A 21,952-nucleotide genomic window follows, 5' to 3' on the forward strand; every position below is an offset into this window, starting at 1 on the left:
TTTTCGGAATTCCGTCCAATCGTTTTCACCAATGGGCATTGTTCTTTTCCATCAGATTATTCGATAGTCGTGATGGTGAGGATTTGCATTGGAGCGGATTAATAAAAAAAGGCCGGAACGCTGACGCGTTCCGGCCTTTGGATTTCATCTGTGCAACGGCTTCAGAAAAGATCTTCCGACGGCACATCCTTCAGTTGCGGTGCGGCAGCGTCCTTGGCCGAAAGGCTCGGTTCAACGATGGGCCAGTCGATGCCGATGTTCGGGTCGTTCCAAATGATGGCCCGTTCGGCTTCCGGAGCATAATATTCGGTGCACTTGTAGAGAAAGTCCGCCGTTTCCGAGAGCACGCAGAATCCATGGGCAAAGCCCGGTGGCACGTACAGCTGCATATGATTGGCGTCGCTGAGTTCCACGCCGTACCACCGACCAAAGGTCGAAGAGCCTTTCCGGATGTCCACGGCAACGTCAAAAACCGCTCCGCGCGTCACCATGACCAGCTTTCCCTGGGGCCTGCCGATCTGGTAGTGCAGACCGCGCAGTACGCCGCGGCTGGACCGGGAATGGTTGTCCTGGACAAATGCGGCATGAATCCCGGCCTCTGCATAGCGATCGGCCTGATATGTCTCCAGAAAAAAACCTCGGGCATCGCCGAAGGCGCGAGGGGTGATCAGCAGTACCCCGGCAAGAGGCGTTTCAATAACGTTCATTAGCTCGCCACCCTTTCCAATGTAAACGGATCCCGCCGCACAAGCGCCTCCAGATAGTTCCCATAGCCGCTCTTGCGCAACGGCCTGGCAAGACTCAAGACATCCTCCGCGCTGATCCAGCCATTGGCGTAGGCGATTTCCTCGGGACAAGCGATTTTCAAGCCTTGGCGTTCCTCCATGGTCTGCACGAAATTGCCTGCCTGGAGCAGAGAGGCGTGGGTTCCCGTATCCAGCCAGGCATGCCCTCTGCCGAGGCACTCCACCTGCAGTTCACCCTGGTGCAGATAGACCATGTTCACATCCGTGATCTCCAACTCTCCGCGCGGCGAAGGCTTCAGCCCGGAGGCAATCTCCACGACCTGCTGATCGTAAAAATACAGCCCGGTGACCGCCCAGTTGGATTTAGGATTGGTCGGCTTTTCTTCGATGCTGACGGCCCTTCCGCTATCATCGAAATCCACCACGCCGTAGCGTTCGGGATCGCTGACCCAGTACCCGAAAACCGTGGCGCCCTTTTCCGTTGTCATGGCCCGGCGCAGCTTCTCGGTCAGTCCATGGCCGTAAAAAATATTGTCTCCTAGGATCAAGGCGCAAGGTTGTCCGGCCAGAAATTCACGTCCAATCAGAAACGCCTGGGCAATGCCGCCGGGTTCAGGTTGGGTCGCATATTGCAGCCGCAAACCCCACTGCGATCCGTCGCCCAGCAAAGTTGAAAAAGCCGGTCCGTCCTCGGGTGTGGAGACCACGAGGATCTCCCGGATGCCGGCCAGCATCATCACACTTAACGGATAATAGATCATCGGCTTGTCGTACACGGCCATCAGCTGCTTGCTCACCGCTCTGGTCAGCGGATACAGCCGCGTCCCCGAGCCGCCGGCGAGAATGATTCCCTTGCGCTTGTTCAAAGCAGTCACGCCCCCTCCCTGTATCAGACACGTTCTGTTAAGATTATTTCCGCCAATATCGTCCCAACTCCTTGAACAGCGCCGCCACTTCAGGGCCGCAATTTGCGCAGGTGTCCTGGGCGAATCGACGCAGTTGCGGTTCCACGCGCTGGAGTCGAGGATATTCAGGCAAGTTCGGCAACCCCAGTGAAGCAACATCAATACACGAAAACAGCATCCCCCTGTCCCGTCCCATTTCGCATGATGCTCCGGCGGCCTTTTCCATGGCGCAGGTCTCCCTATCCAGGCCCTTGACGAAATGCAACACTTCGCTTGCAGACTGCTCCGTATTCAGCTTGTTGATGTTCCTGTTCAACTCATCCGCCCATTCCAACAGTTTATTATATCCTGTTACGGCGATTTTTCTTTTGGGATGCTCGGGGTCATCCCGGTAGCTTCCGTACAGGTATTCGTCAACAGTGGTCTGGGTTTGCCTATAGACGGTCAAAAGCAGCTTGGTGAATCTGCCGCGCAGTGTCCAAGCTCTTTGGCGGAAAACGTGCCGGGCCACCAGCTCCGCCGGGAGACTCTCCACGGTTTCGGGTTCAGGAAGCTCCAACGTCCTGTAAAATTCTTGCGTTACCGTCTCGTTCAACAGGATTCCATGCAACACGCCTTGCATCTGCAGGGCCTGTTTTCCCACGCTTTCAAGCTGCTCCACCCTGGAGTTGAAGCGCGCAAGATTTTCTTCAAGGGTTTTGCGTTGACCGAAAAACGTATCTGCGGCTTCTGTAAGAATTTCCGTTGCCATCTCATCGGCAATACTCGATATGTTGTTCACCTCATCACCCCAGATCTTCGATGCGTCAGAACATGCTCTCCCAGTAAACCATCAATTCAGTCAAATTTGAAAAGAAGAACCGAATATCGTTAGCACCGGCGTTCACCGGCATGACTGATATGAAAACGGGTTTGCGCCACAAGTCATTTCCGGCAAAAGCCGGAATCCATTACAGGTGAATGATCAAACACCGGATGTGCTGAATAGTTGCCAAAATCAAAGAAAAACATTCTTTGACATGAAAGTCAAAAACACAATATCATCCATAAGTACCTGTCTGAGATGACAATCCGACGAATTGGCAGTTCAATTTGGAGATGAGCAGCGCGGGCTCACGGAGGCAGGCCGTACGATTTTCTTCAGTCATGGTGTTTATCAAAAACGCGTTGTGCCCAAATCCAAAGCGCTTAACGGCCGATTTGAAAAAAGAAATGCCGCCATGAACCTGTTTTCCAGATCCTGACTCGTCGACATTTTTCATGTTCGGGCTTGCCATTTGGATGCCGAATGAACACAATAGCATTTGCGGGCGCGAAGCAAAACAGGGTTTTTTCCCAGCCCGGCAGTACCTGTTTCGCGGGATGATACACTTTTCCGCCGGTATTTCTCGCCGGCTCATTCACATCTTTCCATGGACGCATAAATATCATGAGTACAATGAATTACGTCAAATGCTTTTTGCGTGACAGAAACGTCGCTTCCATCACGCCCACGTCGCCCTTCGGCGTGAAACGGGTTTGCAGGAAGATAGATTTTTCCAAAGCCAATGTGATTGTTGAATACGGTCCTGGATCAGGAGTCTTTACGGAGTACCTCCTGAAGAAGATGCACCCCACTGCACATTTGGTTCTCATCGAACGTAACCAGGACATGTTCAAGTGCCTCCAGAAATCATTCCGGGATCAGCGAATTCACATGTACAACGACAGTGCTGAGAATGTCGGCGCTCTGGTCAACGGGCAGTTGCCCAACAAACCGGACTACATCATTTCCGGAATCCCCTTCTCCTACATCGACCAGCAGACCCGACAGGACATTATCCAGCAGACCCACGATACCCTCGCTGAGAATGGAAAATTCCTGGCCTACCAGACATTCTACCAGAAGGACGAACATCTGCTTTTACATCTGAAGCAATTTTTCAAGCAGGTGAAGTCGGAGTTCGAACTGTTGAACATCCCCCCGATGCGGATTTATGAAGCCATGAAGTGATCGTTCACGTGCAGGAGAGGCGACATGCGCAAAGCCCTGCTGGTAGTGATTGGAGGCATTCTTATCCTGGCCGCCGTGCTGGTCGTTTTGTGGGAGCCGGCGGACCAGCCCCCCACGGATACTGTTGAAGCTCCCTCCATCCCGACGGAACCGGACCAGATTCCCCCCTTCGCTTTCCTGCCCCCTTCGCCCTTCCCGATGGAGCCTGAACCAGAGGTGAGCGAACCAAGGGATGTCATTCCTGAGGACACGGAGGACGTTCCTGACGAAACGGAACCGGAACCGGAGCTGATCGGCTTCACAAATATCACCATGGGATTTTTTGACGATCTGGCCGAACAGATCGTCACGGGATACTTTCCACCCGGCTCGGAAATGAATCCCTCCTCCACCGGCCGCCTGCAGATCCATTTTTCCGGCTTGAACCGGCGCTACGGCATGGCCCTTGTGGGGTTGGAACACCAAAGTCCGTCACTCCTGGAAGGTCGTGAGGAGATATTCAGCAATCTGCTCCAGCCGGAAGCCATAGAAAACATCTGGATGATTTTTCATCCTTTTTTCGAACAGGCTCTGGACGAAGCCCTTCGATCCGCCACCTGGGCATTTCCGGCCTCCGACGACACTTTTGCACATCGCGAGCTGACGGTTCCGGAACAGCAGGATTTCTATCGCCTTGCCTCCGGCGCCGCCGCTGCTCTGGCCCAAGCCATGGAGCTGTTCGCTCTGCACCCCGAATCCATTTCGCTCACGGAACAGTGGCTGCTGGGCCAGACCTCTGCGTTTGCCGCCCACTCCCGCTACCAGCAGGCCGAATCCGAACTGGAACGGGCCAAACAAGAGGCGCCTGAAGATCAGCTCCGGATTCTGGACGAACGCCTGGAACGCGATGCCGCGGCCCAGGGCATCATGCGGGCCATTGCCGTCAGGGAACAGGCCAGACAGGATCTTCTAGCCGTTTTCGAGGAGGGCGACCCAAGGCCCGCACTGACCGAAGCCGAACTGCTCTACCTCAGCGAGTGGTTTTGGCGGCGCATCCATGGACATCCCGAACGAATCGAGACGTTTCTGCTGCTCTCGGACAAATTGCGCGAATTGTCCCTGCGACTCCAGCCGACAGACTGATCGTCCACCTGAACTCCCTCCACCGCCATCCGGCACGCGCGCCCGCTCCCGGGTTCATACCCATTTTCTTACCGCCGTTGATACACCCCGACCAGCTCGGCGCTGTCCAGAACGTGTCCTTTCATGGCCTCCTCCAACTCCGCTTTATGCGGCTTGTTGAGGTCCGGCAGGACAACGTCCAATGCGTAGAGCTTGTGGAAGTAGCGGTGGCTGCCAACCGGCGGACAGGGGCCGCCGTACCCGGTTTTTTTCCAGTCGTTGAGCCCGGGAAGCGTTCCCTGCGGGAGATCTGTTTCACCCACTCCTTCGGGCAGGGACGTCGATTCAGCCGGCAGGTTGTACAGAATCCAGTGAACCCAGGTCATCCGGGGATTAAGCGGGTCCGGGGCATCCGGGTCGTCGACGATCAACACGAAGCTTTTGACGCCCGGTGGAGCGCCGCTCCAGGACAACTCAGGAGAAAGATCCTCCCCATCGCAGGTATGTTTGACGGGAATCTCGCTCATGTCCGTAAAGTTCGTAGATTTCAGCTGCAACATCGGAACACCTCCATTTTCGTTGGCTGGAAAGGGGAGAAATTGCCCTCAAGACCGTTCCTTGTGATATTCATATAAAACCGCTACCTGTGGGCACAAGTAAACAGCGACTCCAGCGCTTCTGAAAGTGCTGAGTAGTTACCCGAAATGTAAACTTGATTCATTCTTTTCCGAGGAGGATGAAGGTGGCTGATGTTGACGTAATTGTCCCCGTGCTTAACGAAGCCGAGGCCCTGCCGAGGTTTTTCGAACGCGTGCGCCGAACGGGCGTGGATATGAATCTGGTTTTCGTGGACAATGCATCCACGGACGACAGCGTGTCGATTATCCGTTCCTTTCCAGGGGTTCAACTGATCGAGCACGAGAAAAATGAAGGCTACGGAGGCTCGCTGATCAATGGGATGCGCCGGACTTCCGCTTCCCAAATCGTGATCATCGACGCGGACTGCGAGTACCCTCCTGAATGCATTCCCGGCCTGCTGGCGGCGCTTCAAGAGCACGACGTGGTGTATGCCAGCCGCCTGCTGAACAAGGCCGATGCCTCAGAGGCCGGAATGAACCCGGTGAAGATGTTCGGCAACAAGCTCATTTCGATGCTCTTCAACGTGCTTTTTAAGCAAAACACCACCGACTTGTACACCGGCTGCAAGGCTTTGCGTCGCGAATGCATCCAGGGGATGACGTTCCAGCGCAAGGGTTTCGAGCACGTGCTCGAACTGGCGGTCCGGTTGTCCAACCGAGGGTATATGATTCACGACTACCCGGTTCGCTTCGAGCAACGAGCCACCGGCAAAGCAAAAATGAAGCACGTTTCTGAAACCACAAAGTTTTTGTGGCTGATCATGGCCTTTTATCTTCGAACCAAAACAAGAGGAATGTAACGGATGGGACTCAAGGGTCTGATCCCCGCCGCCGGCAAGGGAGTTCGTGCACGGCCGTACACGCACGATATTCATAAGGGAATGTTGGAAATCAACGGCACGCCCAATCTTGAGCGGATCATCCGCATCATGTGCGACAAAATGGGCATCTCGGAGATCACCATCGTCATCGGCCATTTGGGAGAAACAATCAGGAAATATTTCGGGGACGGGTCCCGACTGGGTGTTTCCCTGCATTATGTGGAGAACACGGCTCTGGAGAAAGGTTTGGCCTATTCCGTCTTCCTCGGCAGCAAATACATGGACGGCCCCTTTTGCATGATGCTTTGCGACGAATCGTATTTCGGCTCAAACCATTCGGAACTGGCCTCTTACGACCTGGGCGACGCGCTGGGAGTTTGCGCTGGGCAGCGAGTGGACGATCAGTCCCTGATCGAGCGCAACTACGCCATTTACAAGGACGGCAAGCGCATCACCGGCCTTGTGGAAAAGCCGAAGCACATCGACAACGACATCATGGGGAGCGGAACCTTTTTGTTCAGTCCCAGGCTTGCTCCCTTGTTGGAGGACGCCTTTGCCCGGTCCAAGACGGGATACGTGGAGTTCGTCAATTTCCTGGGAAGCCTGGTGGAACAGGGTGAGCGGCTGGACTATTTTGAGCTTGAAGGAACCTACGTCAATATTAATGACCGGGACTCCCTGCAACAAGCCCGCTTCAACGAGCGCAGTCGCCTGTTCAACGAGAAGCGGGTCGATTTGCTGATCTACGCCCAGGGAGACGAGGAAAACCTGGCCTTTACCGTGAACCGATACCGTGAGGCCAAGGAAATCCATACCGTGTACCTGGTAGTCCCCGCCGAGAATTCGGTGGAGGCGCAGATAACCGATCCGGACGTGCGGGTGATCCGCTGTCCCAAGGAGTACGTGCTGTACGGAGAGAAGATCAAGTACGCCTTGGGACAAATGGATGGAGACATCCTGATCCTGACCGAGGCCGACTACAGTTTTCCGGCCCGGGACACGGCCAAGCTGTTAACGTACCTGCGGGAGGCTGATATGGTCATCGGCACCCGGACCACCCGCAAACTCGTGGTTCAGGGATCGCACATGCGCGGGGTGGTTCGCTTGGCCAACATTATTCTGGGCAAGCTGTTGGAGACCTTCTGGTGGAACCGGGAGGCCAGGCTCACCGATGTGGGCTGCACCTTTCGGGCGATATGGCGATCAGCCTATGTCAATGTTCAGGACCGCCTCAGCGCCAGGGGCCCCGAATTCTCGGCCGAGATGGTCATCGAGCTTTTGCAGGAGCGACAGCGGGTAATCGAAATCCCGGTGAACTACTTCAATCGCAGCTGCTCCCTGGCTCGCGCATACCAGCGGCCTTCCACCGCCATGCGCTTCCTGGCGCTGATCGTCAGCCGACGTCTGCGCTACTTTTTTCATTCTCCGTCCCAGGCCTCCCGTACCAAAAGCTCCGCCGCGGGGTAGACAGCCGTTCCATCCTGGTCATGACTGGAAGCATTTTAAGGACAAGAACCTGAAATATTCTTACTTTGGGATAACCCTGATCACCCCAGCAGTATCAAACCCCAGACCACCGGAACGAGGATCAGGGCCAGGAGGACGGCCGCGGAGCTGATGTCCTTGGCCATTCCGGACAGGACGTTATCCTCCATGCCGATCCTGTCCACAACGGTTTCCACGGCGCTGTTGAGCAATTCAACAATCATGACCAGTACAACGCTGCCGATGAGCAGAATCCGCTCCACGGCATTGCCGCCCCACCAGAAGGCCAAGGGAATCAATACCAGGGCCGCGAGCACTTCCAGGCGGAACGCTTCCTGGTTCTTCCACGCAAAACCCAGTCCCTGCATCGAACAAATCGCTGCCCGTGCCAGACGGGGTATTCCTCGTAATCCTCGTTTTTCCAAGATATCACCCTCACATTTTACAATGATGATCGTCGCCGAGACGATCCTGCTTCCTGAACTGACATTCTTCGCCCGAGCCGCTGTACGCACGGTCCTTTCGTAACGCCTTACCCGGTCCCTCCACAAGAAGCGCGTTCATATTCCCACCCCGTGCCCTTTGCCCGGTCCATCTTCAAACCGCTTGTCGAATCCAAGAAAACGGACATTACCGGCAGGCCTGCGTCCAGTCTTTGACAATCCCTGCCGATGCCTCTAATCCGCATCTGCATCACAAACATTACGGAGTTGATCATGAAAACAGCATTGATTGGTTTTGCCGGAGCGGGCAAGAGCGAATTGTTCGCGGCACTGGCCGGCACGGCGGCATCCCAGACCGGCCGGGCCATGGTCAAGGTGCCGGAGCCGCGACTGGCCCCCCTGGCCGAACTGTACAAACCACCGAAAATAACCTTCACCGAGATTGAACTTCTGGATCTGCCCGGCGCGGCCGGGGCCAAGGGCGGCGGCCTGGGCGACCGGGTGCTGAACGAGGTCCGGCCCCATGACTGCCTGCTGGCCGTGCTGGACGGCTTTTCCGGCGGGGCCCTGGCCGGGGAACAACTGGAGGCCATGGAAACGGACTTCATCATCGCGGACATGGCGGTGGTGGAGAAGCGCCTGGAGCGCATCGCCCAGGACAAGAAAAAGGCCAAGCACCTCCACGATCCGGAAGAGGAAACAGCCCTGCTCCAGGCCAAGGAGCATCTGGACCGGCAACTGCCTTTGCGCGAGAACGAGGCCCTGCTGGCTCAGCCGAAACTGCGGGGATTCCGGTTTCTCTCGGCCAAGCCCGTGCTCTGGGCCTGGAACGTGAGCGAGGACAAGCTGGCGGAGTTCAGCATTCCCGAATCGGTCAAGGAACAGAACAAGGGCGTGGTGCACATCGCGGTTTCCGCTCGACTGGAGCGGGAATTGTCCGAGCTGCAGGACCAGGAGGAGCGCCAGGCCTTCATGAGCGACCTGGGCATGGAGCGGTCCGCCCTGGATCTGGTGGTCGGCGGCGTCTACAAGCTGCTGGGGCTGATCACCTTCCTCACGGCCGGAGAAAAGGAAGTCCGGGCTTGGCCTCTGCGAGCCGGGCAACCCGCCCAGGAAGCCGCCGGCGTGATCCACTCGGACATCCAGCGCGGCTTCATCCGGGCCGAGGTGCTGGGCTGGGAGGATTTTCTTGCCTGCAAGAACTTCAAGACAGCCAAGGAACGCGGTCTGCTGCGGCTGGAAGGCAAGGAGTACATTGTCAAGGACGGCGACATCGTGGAGTTCCGGTTCAATGTATAAGCGCCGCATCATCTGGTCATGACCCCGGCTGAAGATCCCGCCGTCGATCTCCTGGAGCGACTGGCCGTGGTCCTGTTTCGCCCCAAGCATCCGGAAAACGTCGGCGCCGTGGGCCGGGCCTGCCTGAACATGGGCTGCAAGCGGATCATCCTGGTGGATCCGCGCAATTACGACCATGAACGGGCCCTGCCCCTGGCCACTGTGCATGCCGAACACCTTCTGGAACAGGCCGTGACCGTCCCGGATCTTTCCCAGGCCCTGGGCCCCTTCACGCAGGTCTACGGAACCACGGCCCGTCTGGGCGGGCGGCGCAAGACGCTGCTCACCCCGGCCCAGGCCGCCGCCCGGATCGTCGAACAGCTTCTGGAAGGCCACGAGGTGGCCCTGGTTTTCGGCCCGGAAGATCGAGGATTGACCAATGCGGAAATCGAGGCCTGCAGCCACCTGATCTCCATTCCCACCGCTCGATCCAGCGTTTCCCTGAACCTGGCCCAGGCAGTGCTGGTGCTGCTCTATGAATGCCTGCAGGCTGCCCGGAGGCACCGGAAGGATACGCCGATAAAGCCCCGCTCCGACCATGTAACCCATGCGGAGCAGGAAGCGCTGTTCAGCGTGTTGCAAAAGCTGCTCACGACAATCGACTTCATCCCGCAAGACAATCCGGACTACTGGATGCTCCGGTTGCGCCGCTTCTGGCACCGCAAGGGCCTGCACCGGGACGAATACAACGTCTTGATGGGGGTCTGCCGCCAGATGAACTGGGCGCTGGGAAAAAGAGAGAATGGAGAAGGCTGACGGCCGTGTTCAGCGATTCACTGTCGGAACCGCATACCACCATGGCCGATGACCAGGGCCATGCTGTGGACGGCTATTCCCCGGCGGCTTGCATGACGGGAATGATTCTGCGGGCGCCGATCAGCCGTTGCTGCCAGTAGGTGACGAAGAGGCTCTCCTCGCGTACCCGGCTGCCCGGCTTGGGGCTGTGAATGAAGGTACCGCGGCCTGTGGCGATGCCCACATGATACGAACCCCGCCTGCCGATGCGAAAGAAAACCAGGTCCGCGGCCTGAAGCTGGTTCAGCGGTATGGCCGTCCCTTCCTGGAGTTGCTCACGGGTGGTCCGGGGCAGATGAAAGCCGTTTTGCCCATAAACCCAGGTCACGAGTCCGGAGCAGTCGAATCCCGCTTCCGGCGAGCTTCCTCCCCAGACATAGGCTCGTCCGGTCTGGCCGATGGCGGTCTGGATGATGGACTCGGCAACGCTGCCGGGAATGGCGGGACGCGGCGGAGCGTGCTTTGCGGCGCATCCGGTCAAGGTTGTCAGGATAACCACAAACAGACCAAAAACCACGGCTTTGGTTGTCGGCATGTGCCCCCCTTGGTCGTGTTTCGAATCAGGTTTCCTTGCAGTAGTCCGATGCCCGGCGGCCATTGCTCGCCCGACGGTCCGGGAGTTTTCCGCGTCTATCGGCTGTGAGCCCTCTGCGATCCTCTGATTCACCGAACATCTGGGAGCCCCGAAGCTGGTCCAGGGGCATCGGCTTGGCAAAATAATAGCCCTGAGCGTACTCGCACTTGAGCGCGATCAGGGCATCCATTTCTTCCTTGGTCTCCACGCCTTCGGCGATAACCATCATCTTCATGGCCTGGGCCAGGGTGACGATGGTCCGGACAATTTCCAGGTTTTCTCCACCCAAATGCATTCGGCTTACGAAAGAGCGATCTACCTTGAGAATGTCTGCGGAGAAACGATTCAGGTAGGACAGGGATGAGTAGCCGGTACCAAAATCGTCGATGGAAATCTTGATGCCCAGCTTTTTCAAGCGATCCAGAATGCGCACGGCCGCCTCGGCGTTCTCCATGATGACGCTTTCCGTGATCTCCAGTTTCAGGCATTGCGGCGGAAACCCCGTACACTCGAGAATGGCCTCCACCTGTTCGAACAAATCCTTCTGGGCAAATTGCTTTGCCGAAAGATTGACGCTGACCATCATTGGTTCTGAAAAGCCCAGATCCTCGGCAAACTGCAGCATGTCCAGGCAAGCCCGTTCAAGCACCCATCGGCCGATGGGCAGAATCAAACCGGTTTCTTCGGCCAGAGGGATGAATTCGCCGGGGCTGACCATCCCCTGTGCGGGATGAAACCAGCGAATGAGGGCTTCCACCCCCTCGGCACGTCCGGAAGACAGGCAGATGATGGGTTGATAGAACAGCACGAATTCGTTTCGCTGCAGCGCCAGGCGCAGATCCATGAACATCTGCATGGTCTGCCTGGCTTTTTGATGCATCAGGCAGTTGAACACTTCAAACCGGCCCCGTCCCTTGTTCTTGGCCTGGTGCAGGGCAATGTCCGCATCCCGCAGCACATCCTCGGCCCGTTCGTACCCCGTATTGGAAAGGACCACTCCGGCGGATGCCGTTGTCTGGAGTTCCTGGTCGTCCAGATGGTGGGGCTGCTTGAGGGCCTCCAGAATTTTTTCCGCCAGGAGCAGGGGAGCAACCGGTTCGCTCAGATCCTTCATCAAAACGGCAAAGCCGTCGCCGCCGAGATGCAGGACTTCCTCCTCCGCTTTCCGGTTGACCAGAATGCGCTGCGCGCTGGAAAGGATGAGCTTATCCCCCAGATCATAGCCCAGACTTTCATTGAACCGGTTGAAGCGATCAAGGTTGGCCAGGATCAGGGAAAATTTGTAATCAGGGACACTGCGCAGCTTTTCGATTTCCTTGTTCAAACGATCCAGCAAGGCCGCACGATTGGGCAGATTGGTCAGCGGCTCGTGGTACACATGATGAAAAATCCGTTGTTCGGTCCGCTTGTACAAAATAATCTGCGCCAGGGTCCTGCCCACGGCCTTCAGGAAAACCAGATCCTGCTGCGTTAAACCGCGGCCTTTGTCCGCGTAGAGATTCATGAGGGCCACGGTCGAATCTTTGGAGCGGATCGGTACGCAAATATGACTGTGCGGATCAGGCATGAGGCTTGCCGGAGCCTTGTGCGCCGGCGCGTCATCCGGAACAACGATGATTTCTTGTTCCTCGATGGCCTTCCCGCATGCGCATTCTCCAGGTAAAATCGATGCGCAGCGATCCAGAATAATCGGCGGCAGGTTACTGTGCGCAGACATGTTGTATCGTGTGCCGGCCTCTTCCTGAAGAAATATGCAGCCCCTGTTCTGCAATGCCAGCCACGACGTTTCCAGAATACTCTCCAGACATTGCTGCAGCAGATTTTCCAAAGGCAGTTCCTGCAGGGAAAGCTGCAAAAGCTGGTTCAGAGCGGTTTGCATTTCGTAATTGCGCTGCAATTCCTTCTCAGCCGACTTCAGCTTGTTGGTCCGCTCATCAACCATGTCCTCCAACGTTTCGGAATACAGTCGCAGCTGCTTTTCCTGGTTGCGAAGGGTCAAATGGGTGCGCACCCGGGCCAACAGTTCCCTGGAGTCGAAGGGCTTGCTGACATAATCGACTCCCCCGGCCTCGAAACCTTTGGTCTTGATGCTGCTGTCAGTAAGAGCGGAGAGAAAAATGACCGGTATGTCCCTTGATTCCTGTTCGCTCTTGAGGGCCAGGCATGTTTCGAAACCATCCATTTCGGGCATGATGATGTCCAAGAGGATCAGGTCCGGCTTCTCCCTGCGAGCCAGTTCCAGACACTCCTGACCTGAGGATGCGGAAATGGTCCGCAATTCGAATTTCTTGAGATTGGATTCCAGAATGAGCCTGTTCACGGATTCATCGTCAACCACGAGAATCAAAGGCGTTGCTGCTTTGTCTAGCTGCATTGGGTAACTCCGGGTGTTGGGTCAGGGCTCTCGATGAAAAAATGCTACCTGAATCAGCACTCGTAGTCAGAGGACCTTCATGCACCGCATCATCGACTTCAGTGTGTTGAAAACGCCGTTTGATGCATGGGATCCAAAGATCTTGGTTTGGTTTTGAAGTTGCCGAAATAACGCCCAGAGAAAACATAGCCTTGTAGCTTTCCTGTAAGATTTAGTTCCCTAACAACAGAACGCGGAAAAATGCAAGCAAGAATATCCCCTGCGGCAAAGCCGTGTCCTTCTTCGACGTTGCAGGTTACCAGCGCATCATGGTCGACGAAACATAACGCATTCTCGACGCTACGTCGGCAGGAGCAGATGCACTGATCACGACGGCTAGAAGATCACTGCCTCGAAGCAGAAGATCTCGACATTGGCCTTCCGCCAGCAATCCGCCGCCATCCCGGCCTTGCGGCACGTCTGGGAGAGGAAAGTTTCCCGGTTCCAGCCATATTCCACCGCCACCTGCGGAAGCAGCAACCCGGAGTGCATGCCGCTGCGCACCAGCAGCCCGTGCCGTCCAGGGACGATCTCATCCGGAGTGCAAGGTCGCAGGGGGCTGAGAATGGATATGCCGACTTCGATTTCAGCTACCTCCTCCTGATCCAGGGGAGGAAAACGTGGATCCTGAAAGGCCGCGGACTGGGCCATTTGGACAATGGTCTCGGTTATGGGGTGGTCGCCGACGATATGCCCGATGCAGCCCCTCAATTGGCCTTGTTTTTTCAAGGTCACGAACGCGCCATACGGCTCTTTCAACTTATCGGAGACGTTTTTCGGCAGGATCACGCCGGCATCAAAGCATTGCAGAATGCTCAGCCGCGCCAACTCCAGCAGATACTCCTTCTCCGCGGTGGTGAGTTCGAATTGAAAACTCATCGTCTCCTCCTTGGGTCGGGATTGACAAACCCGGCATCCATGAAACGGCATAATCATCGGTAGACGGATGAATCTTCCGAATTCATGACAGAATCATATGCAGCATTAAATATAAGTTTCTTGGGAATTCGGGCAAGCACAAGAGGGAATCCTGATCCGGAAAAGTGTCTCCCGGCAAAATGGTGCAACCATTTGCGTTGTCTCTCAAAACCCCTCTTCCAATGATGGATATACCAGGCATGGCGGCAGCGAATCCAGGGCCGCCGGAGGATGACCATTCGGCCGGACCAGGACCTGCCGGCCCTGGACATCCAGCCGCCCCTGGGCAAGCCACTGGACGGCCTGTGGATAGATGCGGTGCTCCAGGCGCAAAATGCGTTCGCCCAAGGTGTCTCCGGTGTCGCCGGGCAAGGCCGGGACAGCGGCCTGGATGATCACGGGGCCGTGATCCACCTTCTCGTCCACGAAATGAACCGTGCATCCGGCCAGGCGAACGCCGTAGGCCGCGCTCTGCTCCTGGGCGTGCAGACCGGGAAACGAGGGCAGCAGCGCGGGATGGATGTTCAGTACGCGCCAGGGGAACGCGGCCAGCAGGTCCGGACCGACGAGACGCATGAATCCGGCCAGGGCCACGGCCTGGACTCCGGCGCCTTGAAGCGCCCGGGTCAGGGCAAGGTCGTATTGGCGACGGTCCGAATAATCCTGGTGGGGCAGAACCAGAGTCGGAATGCCGTGGCGTTTGGCCCGGTTCAGGCCCTTGGCCGCGGGGTTGTTGGAGATGACCATCCGGATGGTCGCATCCAGCGCGCCGGCTTCCATGCGGTCAATCAGAGCCTGCAGGTTGGACCCGCTTCCGGATATCAGCACGCCCAGGGGCAGAGTCATAAGGCCGCGGCCTTTTGCGCACGGGCATGGTCGAGGATCGCCTCGACCATGGCTGGAATGGTGTAGTCCTCGGGCTGGATGTCGCCCTGAAAGCCGTGGCTTTGCAGGGTCCGCTCCGTGACCGGGCCGATGCAGACCAGTTGCACCGCGGAGCGGTGTTTCTGGATCAGCTGAGCGTCAATGGCCGTGAAGAAGTTGGTCACCGTGGAGGAACTGGTGAAGGTGATGTAGTGGATTTCTCCGCTTTCCAGCGCGGCCGCGACATCCTCGGCGCCCTTGGCCACCGGCAGGGTCCGGTACACGGGCAGCACGTCCACCTGGGCCCCGGCGCGCAGCAGTTCCTCGGGCAGCACCTCCCGGGCTTCCTGTGCTCGCGGGATGAGCACCCGCTTTCCGGCAACGTCCCTGGCCAAAAGTCCCTGGACGATGTCTTCGGCAATGTACTTTTCCGGAACAAAGTCTGCTTTGATGCCACGTTGGGCAAGCCCTTGGGCCGTGGCCGGACCAATGGCCGCCACCCGGACTCCGGCAAAGGCCCGGGCGTCCAGTCCATGGCCTTCCAGCACGTCCCAGAAGGTCCGCACCCCATTGACCGATGTGAAGACCACCCAGTCGTACTGGTTCAGCCGGGAAGCCGCGTCCATGATCGGCGCGGCGTCCTCCATGGGCTCCACCGCAATGGTCGGAAATTCGTGGCAGCAGGCTCCCAGGCTTTCCAGATTGGCCACCACTTCGCTGGCCTGCTCCCGGGACCGGGTCACCACCACCCCGCGGCCCAGCAACGGCCGGTCCTCGAACCAGTTCAGCTTGTCGTGCAGGGAAACCACCTCGCCCACAACGAGCAGCGACGGAGGCTTGAACCCGCGTTCCTTGGCCTCCCGGGGGATGTTCTCCAGGGTGGAGATCAGGGACTGCTGGCGGCAGGTGGTGCCCCAGCGCACCAGGGCGGCCGGCGTCGTGCCGGGGCGTCCGGCCTTGATCAGGTTGGCCGCGATATCCGGGAGATTCTTCACGCCCATGAAAAAAACCAGGGTGCTCGTGCCTCGGGCCAGGGCTTCCCAGTCGTGGGCGCTCTCGGCCTTGGTGGGGTCTTCATGGCCGGTGATGAAGGAGACGGAAGAAGCAAAGCGGCGATGGGTCAGGGGAATGCCGGCATAGGCCGGAGCGGCCACGGCCGAGGTTACGCCGGGCACGACCTCGAAATCAATCCCGTGCTCCAGCAGTTCCTCGGCCTCCTCCGCGCCCCGGCCGAAAACATACGGATCACCGCCCTTGAGCCGGGCCACCACCTTGCCGGCCTTGGCCCGTTCCACCAGCAGATCGTTGATCTGATCCTGGGGCAGGGTATGGTCTCCACCCTTCTTGCCCACGTAGAGGATCTCCGCGTCCGGGCGACACCAGTCCAGAAACCGCGGATTGGCCAGATAATCGTAGACCACCGTGTCCGCGGTTTCCAGCAGGCGCTTGGCCTTGAGAGTGATCAGTTCCGTATCGCCGGGACCGGCGCCGAGCAGATAGACTTTAGGCATTTGTTCTCCTGATTTATGATTTAATCGCACTCCATCACCCGCACCGTGAACTCCGTGAAATCCCCCAGGCGATGCTTGATAACGTCCTGCATGATGTTCAGATCAAGCTTCTGGTAATCATGCACCAAAACATTGCGAAATCCGACCATGGCTTGCAGGTTGCGCGACAGGGATTCCGGTATGATGCCGGCCTGGCGCAACAAGTCGAAGCCGTCACGACTTTGCCTGGGAATGCCAAGCCGCTTCACCCGGACCACATGGTTGGCCAGGTCAATGCAGAGTTCAGCTGCACGTTGCAGATTCAGGGCGATGGCATCCTGTTTCAAAAAGTCCTCGTCAAACGGCAGCCCGGAAGGCTGGGCGTAGTATCGCCTGACCTGCCGGATACAGCGCTCGATGCTCTCTTTCTTGTTCAAGACGACGTCGTCGATCATGCGTCAAAGCACCCGTTGCGTGGTTGCAACCTGTTCCAGGATGGCGGCCCGCTCCTGCTGGAGCTTCTGATAGAAGGACAGGGTCAGCATTTCAAAGGTGGCCGCGGCAAATGGGTCGGCAACGAAAAGCAACCGTCCCTCTTCAACCACCCGCATCTGGAAAACCGTATTTGCCAAGCGCAGGTTGACCAGGTCCACCGTTCGTCCAAGCTCGCGCTCCAGGTCGAAACGGCATCCGGCCATGACCAGACTCCCCAAGGCTTTGGCCGTGGCGGGGGGCAGCAACACGGCAATGTCCGCGTCGCTGTCCTCCCGTTCGTATTCCGTGCCCAGCGATCCGAAGAGATACACGGCCTGCACGTCCGGAAAACTATGGCGGACGTTCGCGATGATTGCCTGATCGTATTCACTCGGCATTCAATTACTCACCAGAATCCAGAAGCCAATCCCTGGATTCCCGCCTGCGCGGGAATGACTTGTCTTGTTGCCTTGCCTCCGAATCAACCATCCCCATGAAGCCTCTCATCGCTTATCGGAAGTGTATTTCTTGAACCAACCGGGCAGCTGCCTCGGCACGTCCTTTCATTCCAGACAGCAACGGCGAACCTACTCCATCAGGCTCTGCAGCCGCGTGCGCAGTCCAAGCAGCTTGGATTGCTTTTCCGATAGATCCCTGGCCTTGGCGCGTTCCTTTTCCACCACCTCGGCCGGGGCCTTGGCCATGAAGTCCTCGTTGGCCACCTTGCGGCTGACGATGTCCAGATCCTTGGCGGTCTTGGCCAGCTCCTTTTCCAGCCGGGCCAGCTCGGCCTGAAAATCCACGGCTCCGGCCAGAGGCACGAAGATTTCCAGTCCCTGAACCACGGCACTGGCGGAAGCCTTGGGCGGGGTGAGTTCCGTCCCAATCTGAAAATTATCCAGCCGTGCCAAGTGAATGATCGTGTCCTGGTTGGCCTCCAGGGTGCGCAGGACGGCCTCATCCGCACCCCGGACCAGAACAGTCAGCTTCAGGGAAGGTCCAATGCTCAGTTCGGACCGGATATTGCGAACACTGACCACGATTTCCTGGATCAGGGCCATATCTCTCAGGACCTGCTCGTCCTCGTGCTCCGGACGCAGCACCGGATAGGCCGCCGCTGCCAGGTTGGGCTCCTTGATGCCCGGCAGGCAGTTCCAGATCTCCTGGGTAACGAAGGGCATGATCGGATGCAGCAGGGTCAGCACCTCGGACAAAACGGTATGCAGGCAGGCTTGTGCGTCTTCCCGGTTCTTGTCTTCTTCCGCGGAAAGATCCGGCTTGATCATTTCCAGATACCAGTCGCAGAGTTCATGCCAGACGAACTGGTACAGGCCCATGGCCGCGTCATTGAACCGGTACTCGGTGATGGCCGCGGCCACATCCCGCTTGTTCTGCTCCAGGCGGGTCAGAATCCAGCGGTGACGCACATCCAATTCCGCCGGAGCGGGCAACGCCGGAAGCGCCGTGGCGGACTCCGCCGGAGGCAGGTTGATCAGGGCGAAGCGGGCCGCGTTCCAGAGCTTGTTCACGAAATACCGGTATCCCTGGATTCGCTCCTCCGAAAGCTTGATGTCCCGGCCCATGGCGGCCATGGCCGTCAGGGTCATGCGCAGGGCGTCCGTGCCGTACTGATCGACCATGGTCAGCGGATCGATCACGTTGCCCTTGGACTTGCTCATCTTCTGCCCTTCGCTGTCCCGGACCAAAGCGTGGATGTAGACATGACGGAAAGGCACGTCCTCACGGAAATGCAGACCCATCATCATCATCCGAGCAACCCAGAAAAAGAGGATGTCGAACCCCGTGACCAGCACCGAAGTGGGATAGTAGCTGCGCAGTTCCGGCGTCTCGTCGGGCCAGCCCAGTGTAGAAAACGGCCACAGCGCCGAGGAGAACCAGGTGTCCAGGACGTCGCTTTCCTGGACAATCTTGCCGGAGCATTTGGTGCAGCTTTTGGGATCGTCGCGGGACACGATCATTTCGCCGCAGGCCTGGCAGGTCCACGCCGGAATGCGGTGCCCCCACCAGATCTGCCGGGAGATGCACCAGTCCCGAATGTTGTCCAGCCAGTCAAAATAGGTCCGCTCCCATTGCCGGGGCAGAATCTCCGTCCGTCCGTCCTCCACGGCCATGCGGGCCTTGGCTGCCAAGGGCTGCACGGCCACGAACCACTGCTTGGAGACATAGGGCTCGATCACGGCCCGGCACCGGTAGCAGTGACCGACGCTGTGCGGATGATCCTCCACGCGGACCAGGAACCCCTTTTCCTCCAGGTCCTGGACGATGCGCTTGCGGCACTCCATTCGGTCCAGCCCGGCATATTCAGATCCCGCGTCGGCACTCATCCGGCCCTGGTCGTCGATGACCTTGATCACGTCCAGGTTGTGCCGCCGCCCCAGTTCAAAATCGTTCATGTCATGGGCCGGGGTGACCTTCAGACATCCCGTGCCGAATTCCCGGTCCACGTAACTGTCCGCGATGATCGGCAGCTTGCGCCCCACCAGGGGCAAAATGACTTCCTTGCCCACCAGGTGCGCGAAGCGCTCGTCCTCGGGATGCACGGCCACGGCGGTATCGCCGAGCATGGTTTCCGGTCGGGTGGTCATCACCGTGAGATCTCCGGAGCCGTCGGCCAGGGGATAGCGAATGGCGTGCAGCTTGCCCTCGGCCTGGGCGTGCTCCACCTCCAGATCCGCCAGGGCCGTCCGGCAGCGGGGGCACCAGTTGATGATGTAGTCGCCCTTGTAGATCAGGCCTTCCTCGTACAGCCGCACGAAAACTTCCCGCACCGCCCTGGACAATCCGTCGTCCATGGTGAAGCGCAGCCGCGACCAGTCCACCGAGGCGCCCAGGCGGCGCACCTGGTTCAGGATCTTGCCGCCGTATTCTTCCTTCCAGGCCCAGACCCGCTCCACGAAGGCCTCGCGGCCCAGTTCCTCCCGGCTCTTGCCCTGGGCGGCCAGGGACTTTTCCACCACGTTCTGCGTGGCGATCCCGGCATGGTCCGTCCCTGGAACCCAGAGCACGTCATGGCCCTGCTGCCGGTAAAAGCGGCAGAGGATGTCCTGCAGGGTCAGGTTCAGGGCATGGCCCATGTGCAGGGAGCCCGTGACGTTGGGCGGCGGAATGACCATGGAATACGCCGGCCGCTCAGCCTGCGCCGGCGCGGTGAAGACGCCCTGCTCTTCCCAATATTCAAGCCACTTGGCTTCCACGTCCCGGGGTTCATAGCCCTTGGGCAGTTTTGTGTCATTCATTATGCTTGCTCTCCTACGTTGGTAGTCATGCTCATCAACCTGCGACCGCGCCTTCCGGTGAAGTCGCCGCCCTGGGAGCGCTGGCACCCCAGTGCGGCAGGCTGCGAAATTGTCGCGTCACTTGGGATGTTGCACATCAATCCGGGCCGCACTGGGGTGCGGCGCTCCCGGGCCACCCCAGTGCGGCACGTTGCGAAATTGTCGCGTCACTTGGGGTGTTGCACGCCAATCCGGGCCGCACTGGAGTGCGGGGCTTCCGGAAACCCCTACACGATTTTCATTCGCATTTCTAACATGGCGCTCTTCGAATTCTCACAAACGACAGCACAACTACTTTACGCTCCGCCGCGGTCGACGGCGAGCGTCTGCTTGTCCCGGACCGATGGTCCTGATACGTATGCGACATGGAGCTGAAGAATCAATCCCATTCTGTCGGCGAACAGCCGAGGCCTGTTTACATGTTGTGGGACGAGTCCCAGTTCTGGGGCATTCTGCTCTGGCGGTGCCTAGCCGCATGGCGTGTTCCGCTGCGACTGGTGCGGGCTGCCGAGATCGCGCGGGGCTTGTTGCAGGAGTCGCCCCCGGCCGCGCTCTTCGTACCTGGAGGCTGGGCAAGACTCAAGGCCCTGGCCTTGGGATCCCAGGGCCGTAGAGCCGTAAACGATTACCTGCATGCCGGCGGAACCTATCTCGGAATCTGCGGCGGCGCGGGGCTGGCCTTGCCGGAAAACGAAGGTCTGGCGCTCTGCCCTCTGTGCCGCAAGCCCATGGCCGAACGGCTGCCCAACTTCAGCGGCTATGTATCGGCGGCGCCGTTGCGGCCGCATGCCCTGGTCCCTGAGGACTGCCCTCCGCTGATCCACCTGCCCGTCTGGTGGCCCTCCCAGTTCACGGCCCCGCAAGGCCCCGGCGTGGAGATTCTGGCTTCCTACGTTCAGCCGGGACCGGATTTCTGGGTTTCCGACCTGCCCCTGGAGCAGATCGCCGTGGAGGAGCGCGTCTCCTGCGAACAGCTCTACGGCATCAATCTCGACCCGGAACTAATCCGGGGCGAACCCTGCGTGGTTTCCGGCACGCTGGGACAAGGCCGGTATATCCTCAGTTACGCGCACCTGGAAAGCCCTGCCTCTCCAATGGCAAATTCCTGGCTGGGCCATATTCTTTCTTTGCTTTCGGGGCAACCCTTGACCACACCCAAGACGGCACCGGAATGGGATCTGAAAGGCACGAAGGTCCTCTGGAACGACCCGCGTCTGGCCGGACTGGCCGAGGATCTGGAATCGATCATCCGGCTGGGCACGCGCCACTTCCTGCTGTTTTGGCGCTACCCCTGGCTGCTGGGCTGGCGGCGGGGCATCCCGGGCTTCGTGCTCACGACCCTCTACGCCCAGGTCCAAACCATCCGCTCCCTGCCTCCCAACCCGCGGGCCCAGACCTGCTTGAACCAGGCAGCCGACGAACTGCAGGAACAGATGCGTCTGTTTCGCAAAAAAATGGAATCCTATCTGGTCGGAGAGCGCCTGGCCATGCATACGGCCTCCTACTCGCCACAGATCAATTCCCGAATCCGTCTCCACGAGCAACGCAAGGAACTCATCGGCCGCTTTCCGGGACATGGCGGCCTTTTCGGCAGCATGGCCGCGACGCTGGATGAACTGCTCTGGCTGGCGGCCCAGTGAAAGCCACAAATACAAACC

General features: G+C 58.5%; 21 protein-coding genes. 7 read left to right on the forward strand and 14 right to left on the reverse strand.

What is annotated here, in order from left to right:
• Positions 1–161 precede the first annotated feature (161 nt).
• From rfbC to ACYQ15_RS09705, 4 genes are all read right to left on the reverse strand, one after another.
• Complete coding sequence (gene rfbC / locus ACYQ15_RS09690) at positions 162–707, reverse strand: dTDP-4-dehydrorhamnose 3,5-epimerase (RefSeq protein WP_459937309.1); 546 nt, start codon at positions 705–707, stop codon at positions 162–164.
• A complete protein-coding gene (rfbA, locus tag ACYQ15_RS09695; protein ID WP_459939568.1) occupies positions 707–1,612 on the reverse strand; it encodes a glucose-1-phosphate thymidylyltransferase RfbA in 906 nt (301 codons plus the stop codon). The genes rfbC and rfbA overlap by 1 nt, the downstream gene beginning before the upstream one ends.
• 43 nt (positions 1,613–1,655) lie before the next feature.
• Positions 1,656–2,432 (reverse strand): hypothetical protein, encoded by a 777-nt coding sequence (locus tag ACYQ15_RS09700; protein ID WP_459937310.1) that lies wholly within the window; start codon positions 2,430–2,432, stop codon positions 1,656–1,658.
• 259 nt (positions 2,433–2,691) lie between these two features.
• Complete coding sequence (locus ACYQ15_RS09705) at positions 2,692–3,051, reverse strand: hypothetical protein (RefSeq protein ID WP_459937311.1); 360 nt, start codon at positions 3,049–3,051, stop codon at positions 2,692–2,694.
• Positions 3,052–3,080: 29 nt separating this feature from the next.
• Here ACYQ15_RS09705 and ACYQ15_RS09710 point away from each other — a divergent pair, with 29 nt between their 5' ends.
• Both ACYQ15_RS09710 and ACYQ15_RS09715 read left to right on the forward strand, forming a co-directional pair.
• On the forward strand, positions 3,081–3,644 hold the full coding sequence (locus ACYQ15_RS09710) for a class I SAM-dependent methyltransferase (RefSeq protein ID WP_459937312.1): 564 nt from the start codon (positions 3,081–3,083) through the stop codon (positions 3,642–3,644).
• Positions 3,645–3,668: 24 nt separating this feature from the next.
• Positions 3,669–4,766, forward strand: a complete 1,098-nt coding sequence (locus ACYQ15_RS09715) for a hypothetical protein (RefSeq protein ID WP_459937313.1) — start codon at positions 3,669–3,671, stop codon at positions 4,764–4,766.
• Positions 4,767–4,834: 68 nt separating this feature from the next.
• On the opposite strand, the gene ACYQ15_RS09720 is transcribed toward ACYQ15_RS09715, so the two are convergent.
• Positions 4,835–5,305 carry a YbhB/YbcL family Raf kinase inhibitor-like protein gene (locus tag ACYQ15_RS09720; RefSeq protein ID WP_459937314.1) on the reverse strand — a complete coding sequence of 157 codons (471 nt, stop codon included), beginning with the start codon at positions 5,303–5,305 and terminating at the stop codon, positions 4,835–4,837.
• 182 nt (positions 5,306–5,487) lie between these two features.
• On the opposite strand from ACYQ15_RS09720, the gene ACYQ15_RS09725 reads away from it, so the two are divergent.
• Positions 5,488–6,183, forward strand: coding sequence for a glycosyltransferase family 2 protein (locus ACYQ15_RS09725; RefSeq protein WP_459937315.1), 696 nt, complete (start codon positions 5,488–5,490; stop codon positions 6,181–6,183).
• A 3-nt stretch (positions 6,184–6,186) separates the two neighbouring features.
• Complete coding sequence (locus ACYQ15_RS09730; RefSeq protein WP_459937316.1) at positions 6,187–7,671, forward strand: sugar phosphate nucleotidyltransferase; 1,485 nt, start codon at positions 6,187–6,189, stop codon at positions 7,669–7,671.
• Positions 7,672–7,751: 80 nt separating this feature from the next.
• Here ACYQ15_RS09730 and ACYQ15_RS09735 read toward each other — a convergent pair whose 3' ends face one another.
• Positions 7,752–8,057 (reverse strand): diacylglycerol kinase, encoded by a 306-nt coding sequence (locus ACYQ15_RS09735; protein WP_459937317.1) that lies wholly within the window; start codon positions 8,055–8,057, stop codon positions 7,752–7,754.
• Between the two features lie 348 nt (positions 8,058–8,405).
• Between ACYQ15_RS09735 and ACYQ15_RS09740 the strand changes: the two genes are divergently transcribed.
• A complete protein-coding gene (locus tag ACYQ15_RS09740; RefSeq protein WP_459937318.1) occupies positions 8,406–9,431 on the forward strand; it encodes a DUF933 domain-containing protein in 1,026 nt (341 codons plus the stop codon).
• A gap of 18 nt (positions 9,432–9,449) precedes the next feature.
• Entirely contained in the window at positions 9,450–10,226 is a 777-nt protein-coding gene (locus ACYQ15_RS09745) for an RNA methyltransferase (protein WP_459937319.1), read from the forward strand.
• 73 nt (positions 10,227–10,299) lie between these two features.
• Here the strand turns inward: ACYQ15_RS09745 and ACYQ15_RS09750 are convergent, their stop codons facing one another.
• The 8 genes from ACYQ15_RS09750 to ACYQ15_RS09785 all read right to left on the reverse strand — a co-directional run bounded on the left by ACYQ15_RS09750 (position 10,300) and on the right by ACYQ15_RS09785 (position 20,255).
• On the reverse strand, positions 10,300–10,800 hold the full coding sequence (locus ACYQ15_RS09750) for a C40 family peptidase (protein WP_459937320.1): 501 nt from the start codon (positions 10,798–10,800) through the stop codon (positions 10,300–10,302).
• A gap of 25 nt (positions 10,801–10,825) precedes the next feature.
• Positions 10,826–13,213, reverse strand: a complete 2,388-nt coding sequence (locus ACYQ15_RS09755; protein ID WP_459937321.1) for an EAL domain-containing protein — start codon at positions 13,211–13,213, stop codon at positions 10,826–10,828.
• A gap of 375 nt (positions 13,214–13,588) precedes the next feature.
• The gene (gene amrA, locus ACYQ15_RS09760; protein ID WP_459937322.1) at positions 13,589–14,131 is read right to left on the reverse strand and encodes an AmmeMemoRadiSam system protein A; all 543 of its coding nucleotides are present in this window, start codon (positions 14,129–14,131) and stop codon (positions 13,589–13,591) included.
• Between the two features lie 204 nt (positions 14,132–14,335).
• A complete protein-coding gene (gene purN / locus ACYQ15_RS09765; RefSeq protein ID WP_459937323.1) occupies positions 14,336–15,016 on the reverse strand; it encodes a phosphoribosylglycinamide formyltransferase in 681 nt (226 codons plus the stop codon).
• Positions 15,013–16,545: a uroporphyrinogen-III C-methyltransferase gene (gene cobA / locus ACYQ15_RS09770; RefSeq protein ID WP_459937324.1), complete on the reverse strand. Its 1,533-nt coding sequence runs from the start codon at positions 16,543–16,545 to the stop codon at positions 15,013–15,015. The genes purN and cobA overlap by 4 nt, the downstream gene beginning before the upstream one ends.
• A 20-nt stretch (positions 16,546–16,565) precedes the next feature.
• Positions 16,566–16,979: a type VII toxin-antitoxin system HepT family RNase toxin gene (hepT, locus tag ACYQ15_RS09775; protein ID WP_459937325.1), complete on the reverse strand. Its 414-nt coding sequence runs from the start codon at positions 16,977–16,979 to the stop codon at positions 16,566–16,568.
• 3 nt (positions 16,980–16,982) lie between these two features.
• The gene (gene mntA / locus ACYQ15_RS09780; RefSeq protein ID WP_459937326.1) at positions 16,983–17,396 is read right to left on the reverse strand and encodes a type VII toxin-antitoxin system MntA family adenylyltransferase antitoxin; all 414 of its coding nucleotides are present in this window, start codon (positions 17,394–17,396) and stop codon (positions 16,983–16,985) included.
• Between the two features lie 189 nt (positions 17,397–17,585).
• Positions 17,586–20,255, reverse strand: coding sequence for a valine--tRNA ligase (locus ACYQ15_RS09785; RefSeq protein WP_459937327.1), 2,670 nt, complete (start codon positions 20,253–20,255; stop codon positions 17,586–17,588).
• Between the two features lie 458 nt (positions 20,256–20,713).
• On the opposite strand from ACYQ15_RS09785, the gene ACYQ15_RS09790 reads away from it, so the two are divergent.
• Positions 20,714–21,934: a biotin--protein ligase gene (locus ACYQ15_RS09790; protein ID WP_459937328.1), complete on the forward strand. Its 1,221-nt coding sequence runs from the start codon at positions 20,714–20,716 to the stop codon at positions 21,932–21,934.
• Positions 21,935–21,952 lie beyond the last annotated feature (18 nt).

Source organism: Desulfonatronum parangueonense, assembly GCF_054656975.1.

What these genes read in the sequence shown, in the direction of transcription:
- ACYQ15_RS09720 (WP_459937314.1), bottom strand. Translation starts at nt 5,305, where the DNA reads ATGTTGCAGCTGAAATCTACGAACTTTACGGACATGAGCGAGATTCCC.
- cobA (WP_459937324.1), bottom strand. Translation starts at nt 16,545, where the DNA reads ATGCCTAAAGTCTATCTGCTCGGCGCCGGTCCCGGCGATACGGAACTG.
- ACYQ15_RS09785 (WP_459937327.1), bottom strand. Translation starts at nt 20,255, where the DNA reads ATGAATGACACAAAACTGCCCAAGGGCTATGAACCCCGGGACGTGGAA.
- ACYQ15_RS09755 (WP_459937321.1), bottom strand. Translation starts at nt 13,213, where the DNA reads ATGCAGCTAGACAAAGCAGCAACGCCTTTGATTCTCGTGGTTGACGAT.
- ACYQ15_RS09790 (WP_459937328.1), top strand. Translation starts at nt 20,714, where the DNA reads ATGTTGTGGGACGAGTCCCAGTTCTGGGGCATTCTGCTCTGGCGGTGC.
- ACYQ15_RS09750 (WP_459937320.1), bottom strand. Translation starts at nt 10,800, where the DNA reads ATGCCGACAACCAAAGCCGTGGTTTTTGGTCTGTTTGTGGTTATCCTG.
- amrA (WP_459937322.1), bottom strand. Translation starts at nt 14,131, where the DNA reads ATGAGTTTTCAATTCGAACTCACCACCGCGGAGAAGGAGTATCTGCTG.
- rfbC (WP_459937309.1), bottom strand. Translation starts at nt 707, where the DNA reads ATGAACGTTATTGAAACGCCTCTTGCCGGGGTACTGCTGATCACCCCT.
- hepT (WP_459937325.1), bottom strand. Translation starts at nt 16,979, where the DNA reads ATGATCGACGACGTCGTCTTGAACAAGAAAGAGAGCATCGAGCGCTGT.
- mntA (WP_459937326.1), bottom strand. Translation starts at nt 17,396, where the DNA reads ATGCCGAGTGAATACGATCAGGCAATCATCGCGAACGTCCGCCATAGT.
- ACYQ15_RS09745 (WP_459937319.1), top strand. Translation starts at nt 9,450, where the DNA reads ATGACCCCGGCTGAAGATCCCGCCGTCGATCTCCTGGAGCGACTGGCC.
- ACYQ15_RS09735 (WP_459937317.1), bottom strand. Translation starts at nt 8,057, where the DNA reads ATGCAGGGACTGGGTTTTGCGTGGAAGAACCAGGAAGCGTTCCGCCTG.
- ACYQ15_RS09705 (WP_459937311.1), bottom strand. Translation starts at nt 3,051, where the DNA reads ATGAGCCGGCGAGAAATACCGGCGGAAAAGTGTATCATCCCGCGAAAC.
- ACYQ15_RS09710 (WP_459937312.1), top strand. Translation starts at nt 3,081, where the DNA reads ATGAGTACAATGAATTACGTCAAATGCTTTTTGCGTGACAGAAACGTC.
- purN (WP_459937323.1), bottom strand. Translation starts at nt 15,016, where the DNA reads ATGACTCTGCCCCTGGGCGTGCTGATATCCGGAAGCGGGTCCAACCTG.
- ACYQ15_RS09730 (WP_459937316.1), top strand. Translation starts at nt 6,187, where the DNA reads ATGGGACTCAAGGGTCTGATCCCCGCCGCCGGCAAGGGAGTTCGTGCA.
- ACYQ15_RS09715 (WP_459937313.1), top strand. Translation starts at nt 3,669, where the DNA reads ATGCGCAAAGCCCTGCTGGTAGTGATTGGAGGCATTCTTATCCTGGCC.
- ACYQ15_RS09740 (WP_459937318.1), top strand. Translation starts at nt 8,406, where the DNA reads ATGAAAACAGCATTGATTGGTTTTGCCGGAGCGGGCAAGAGCGAATTG.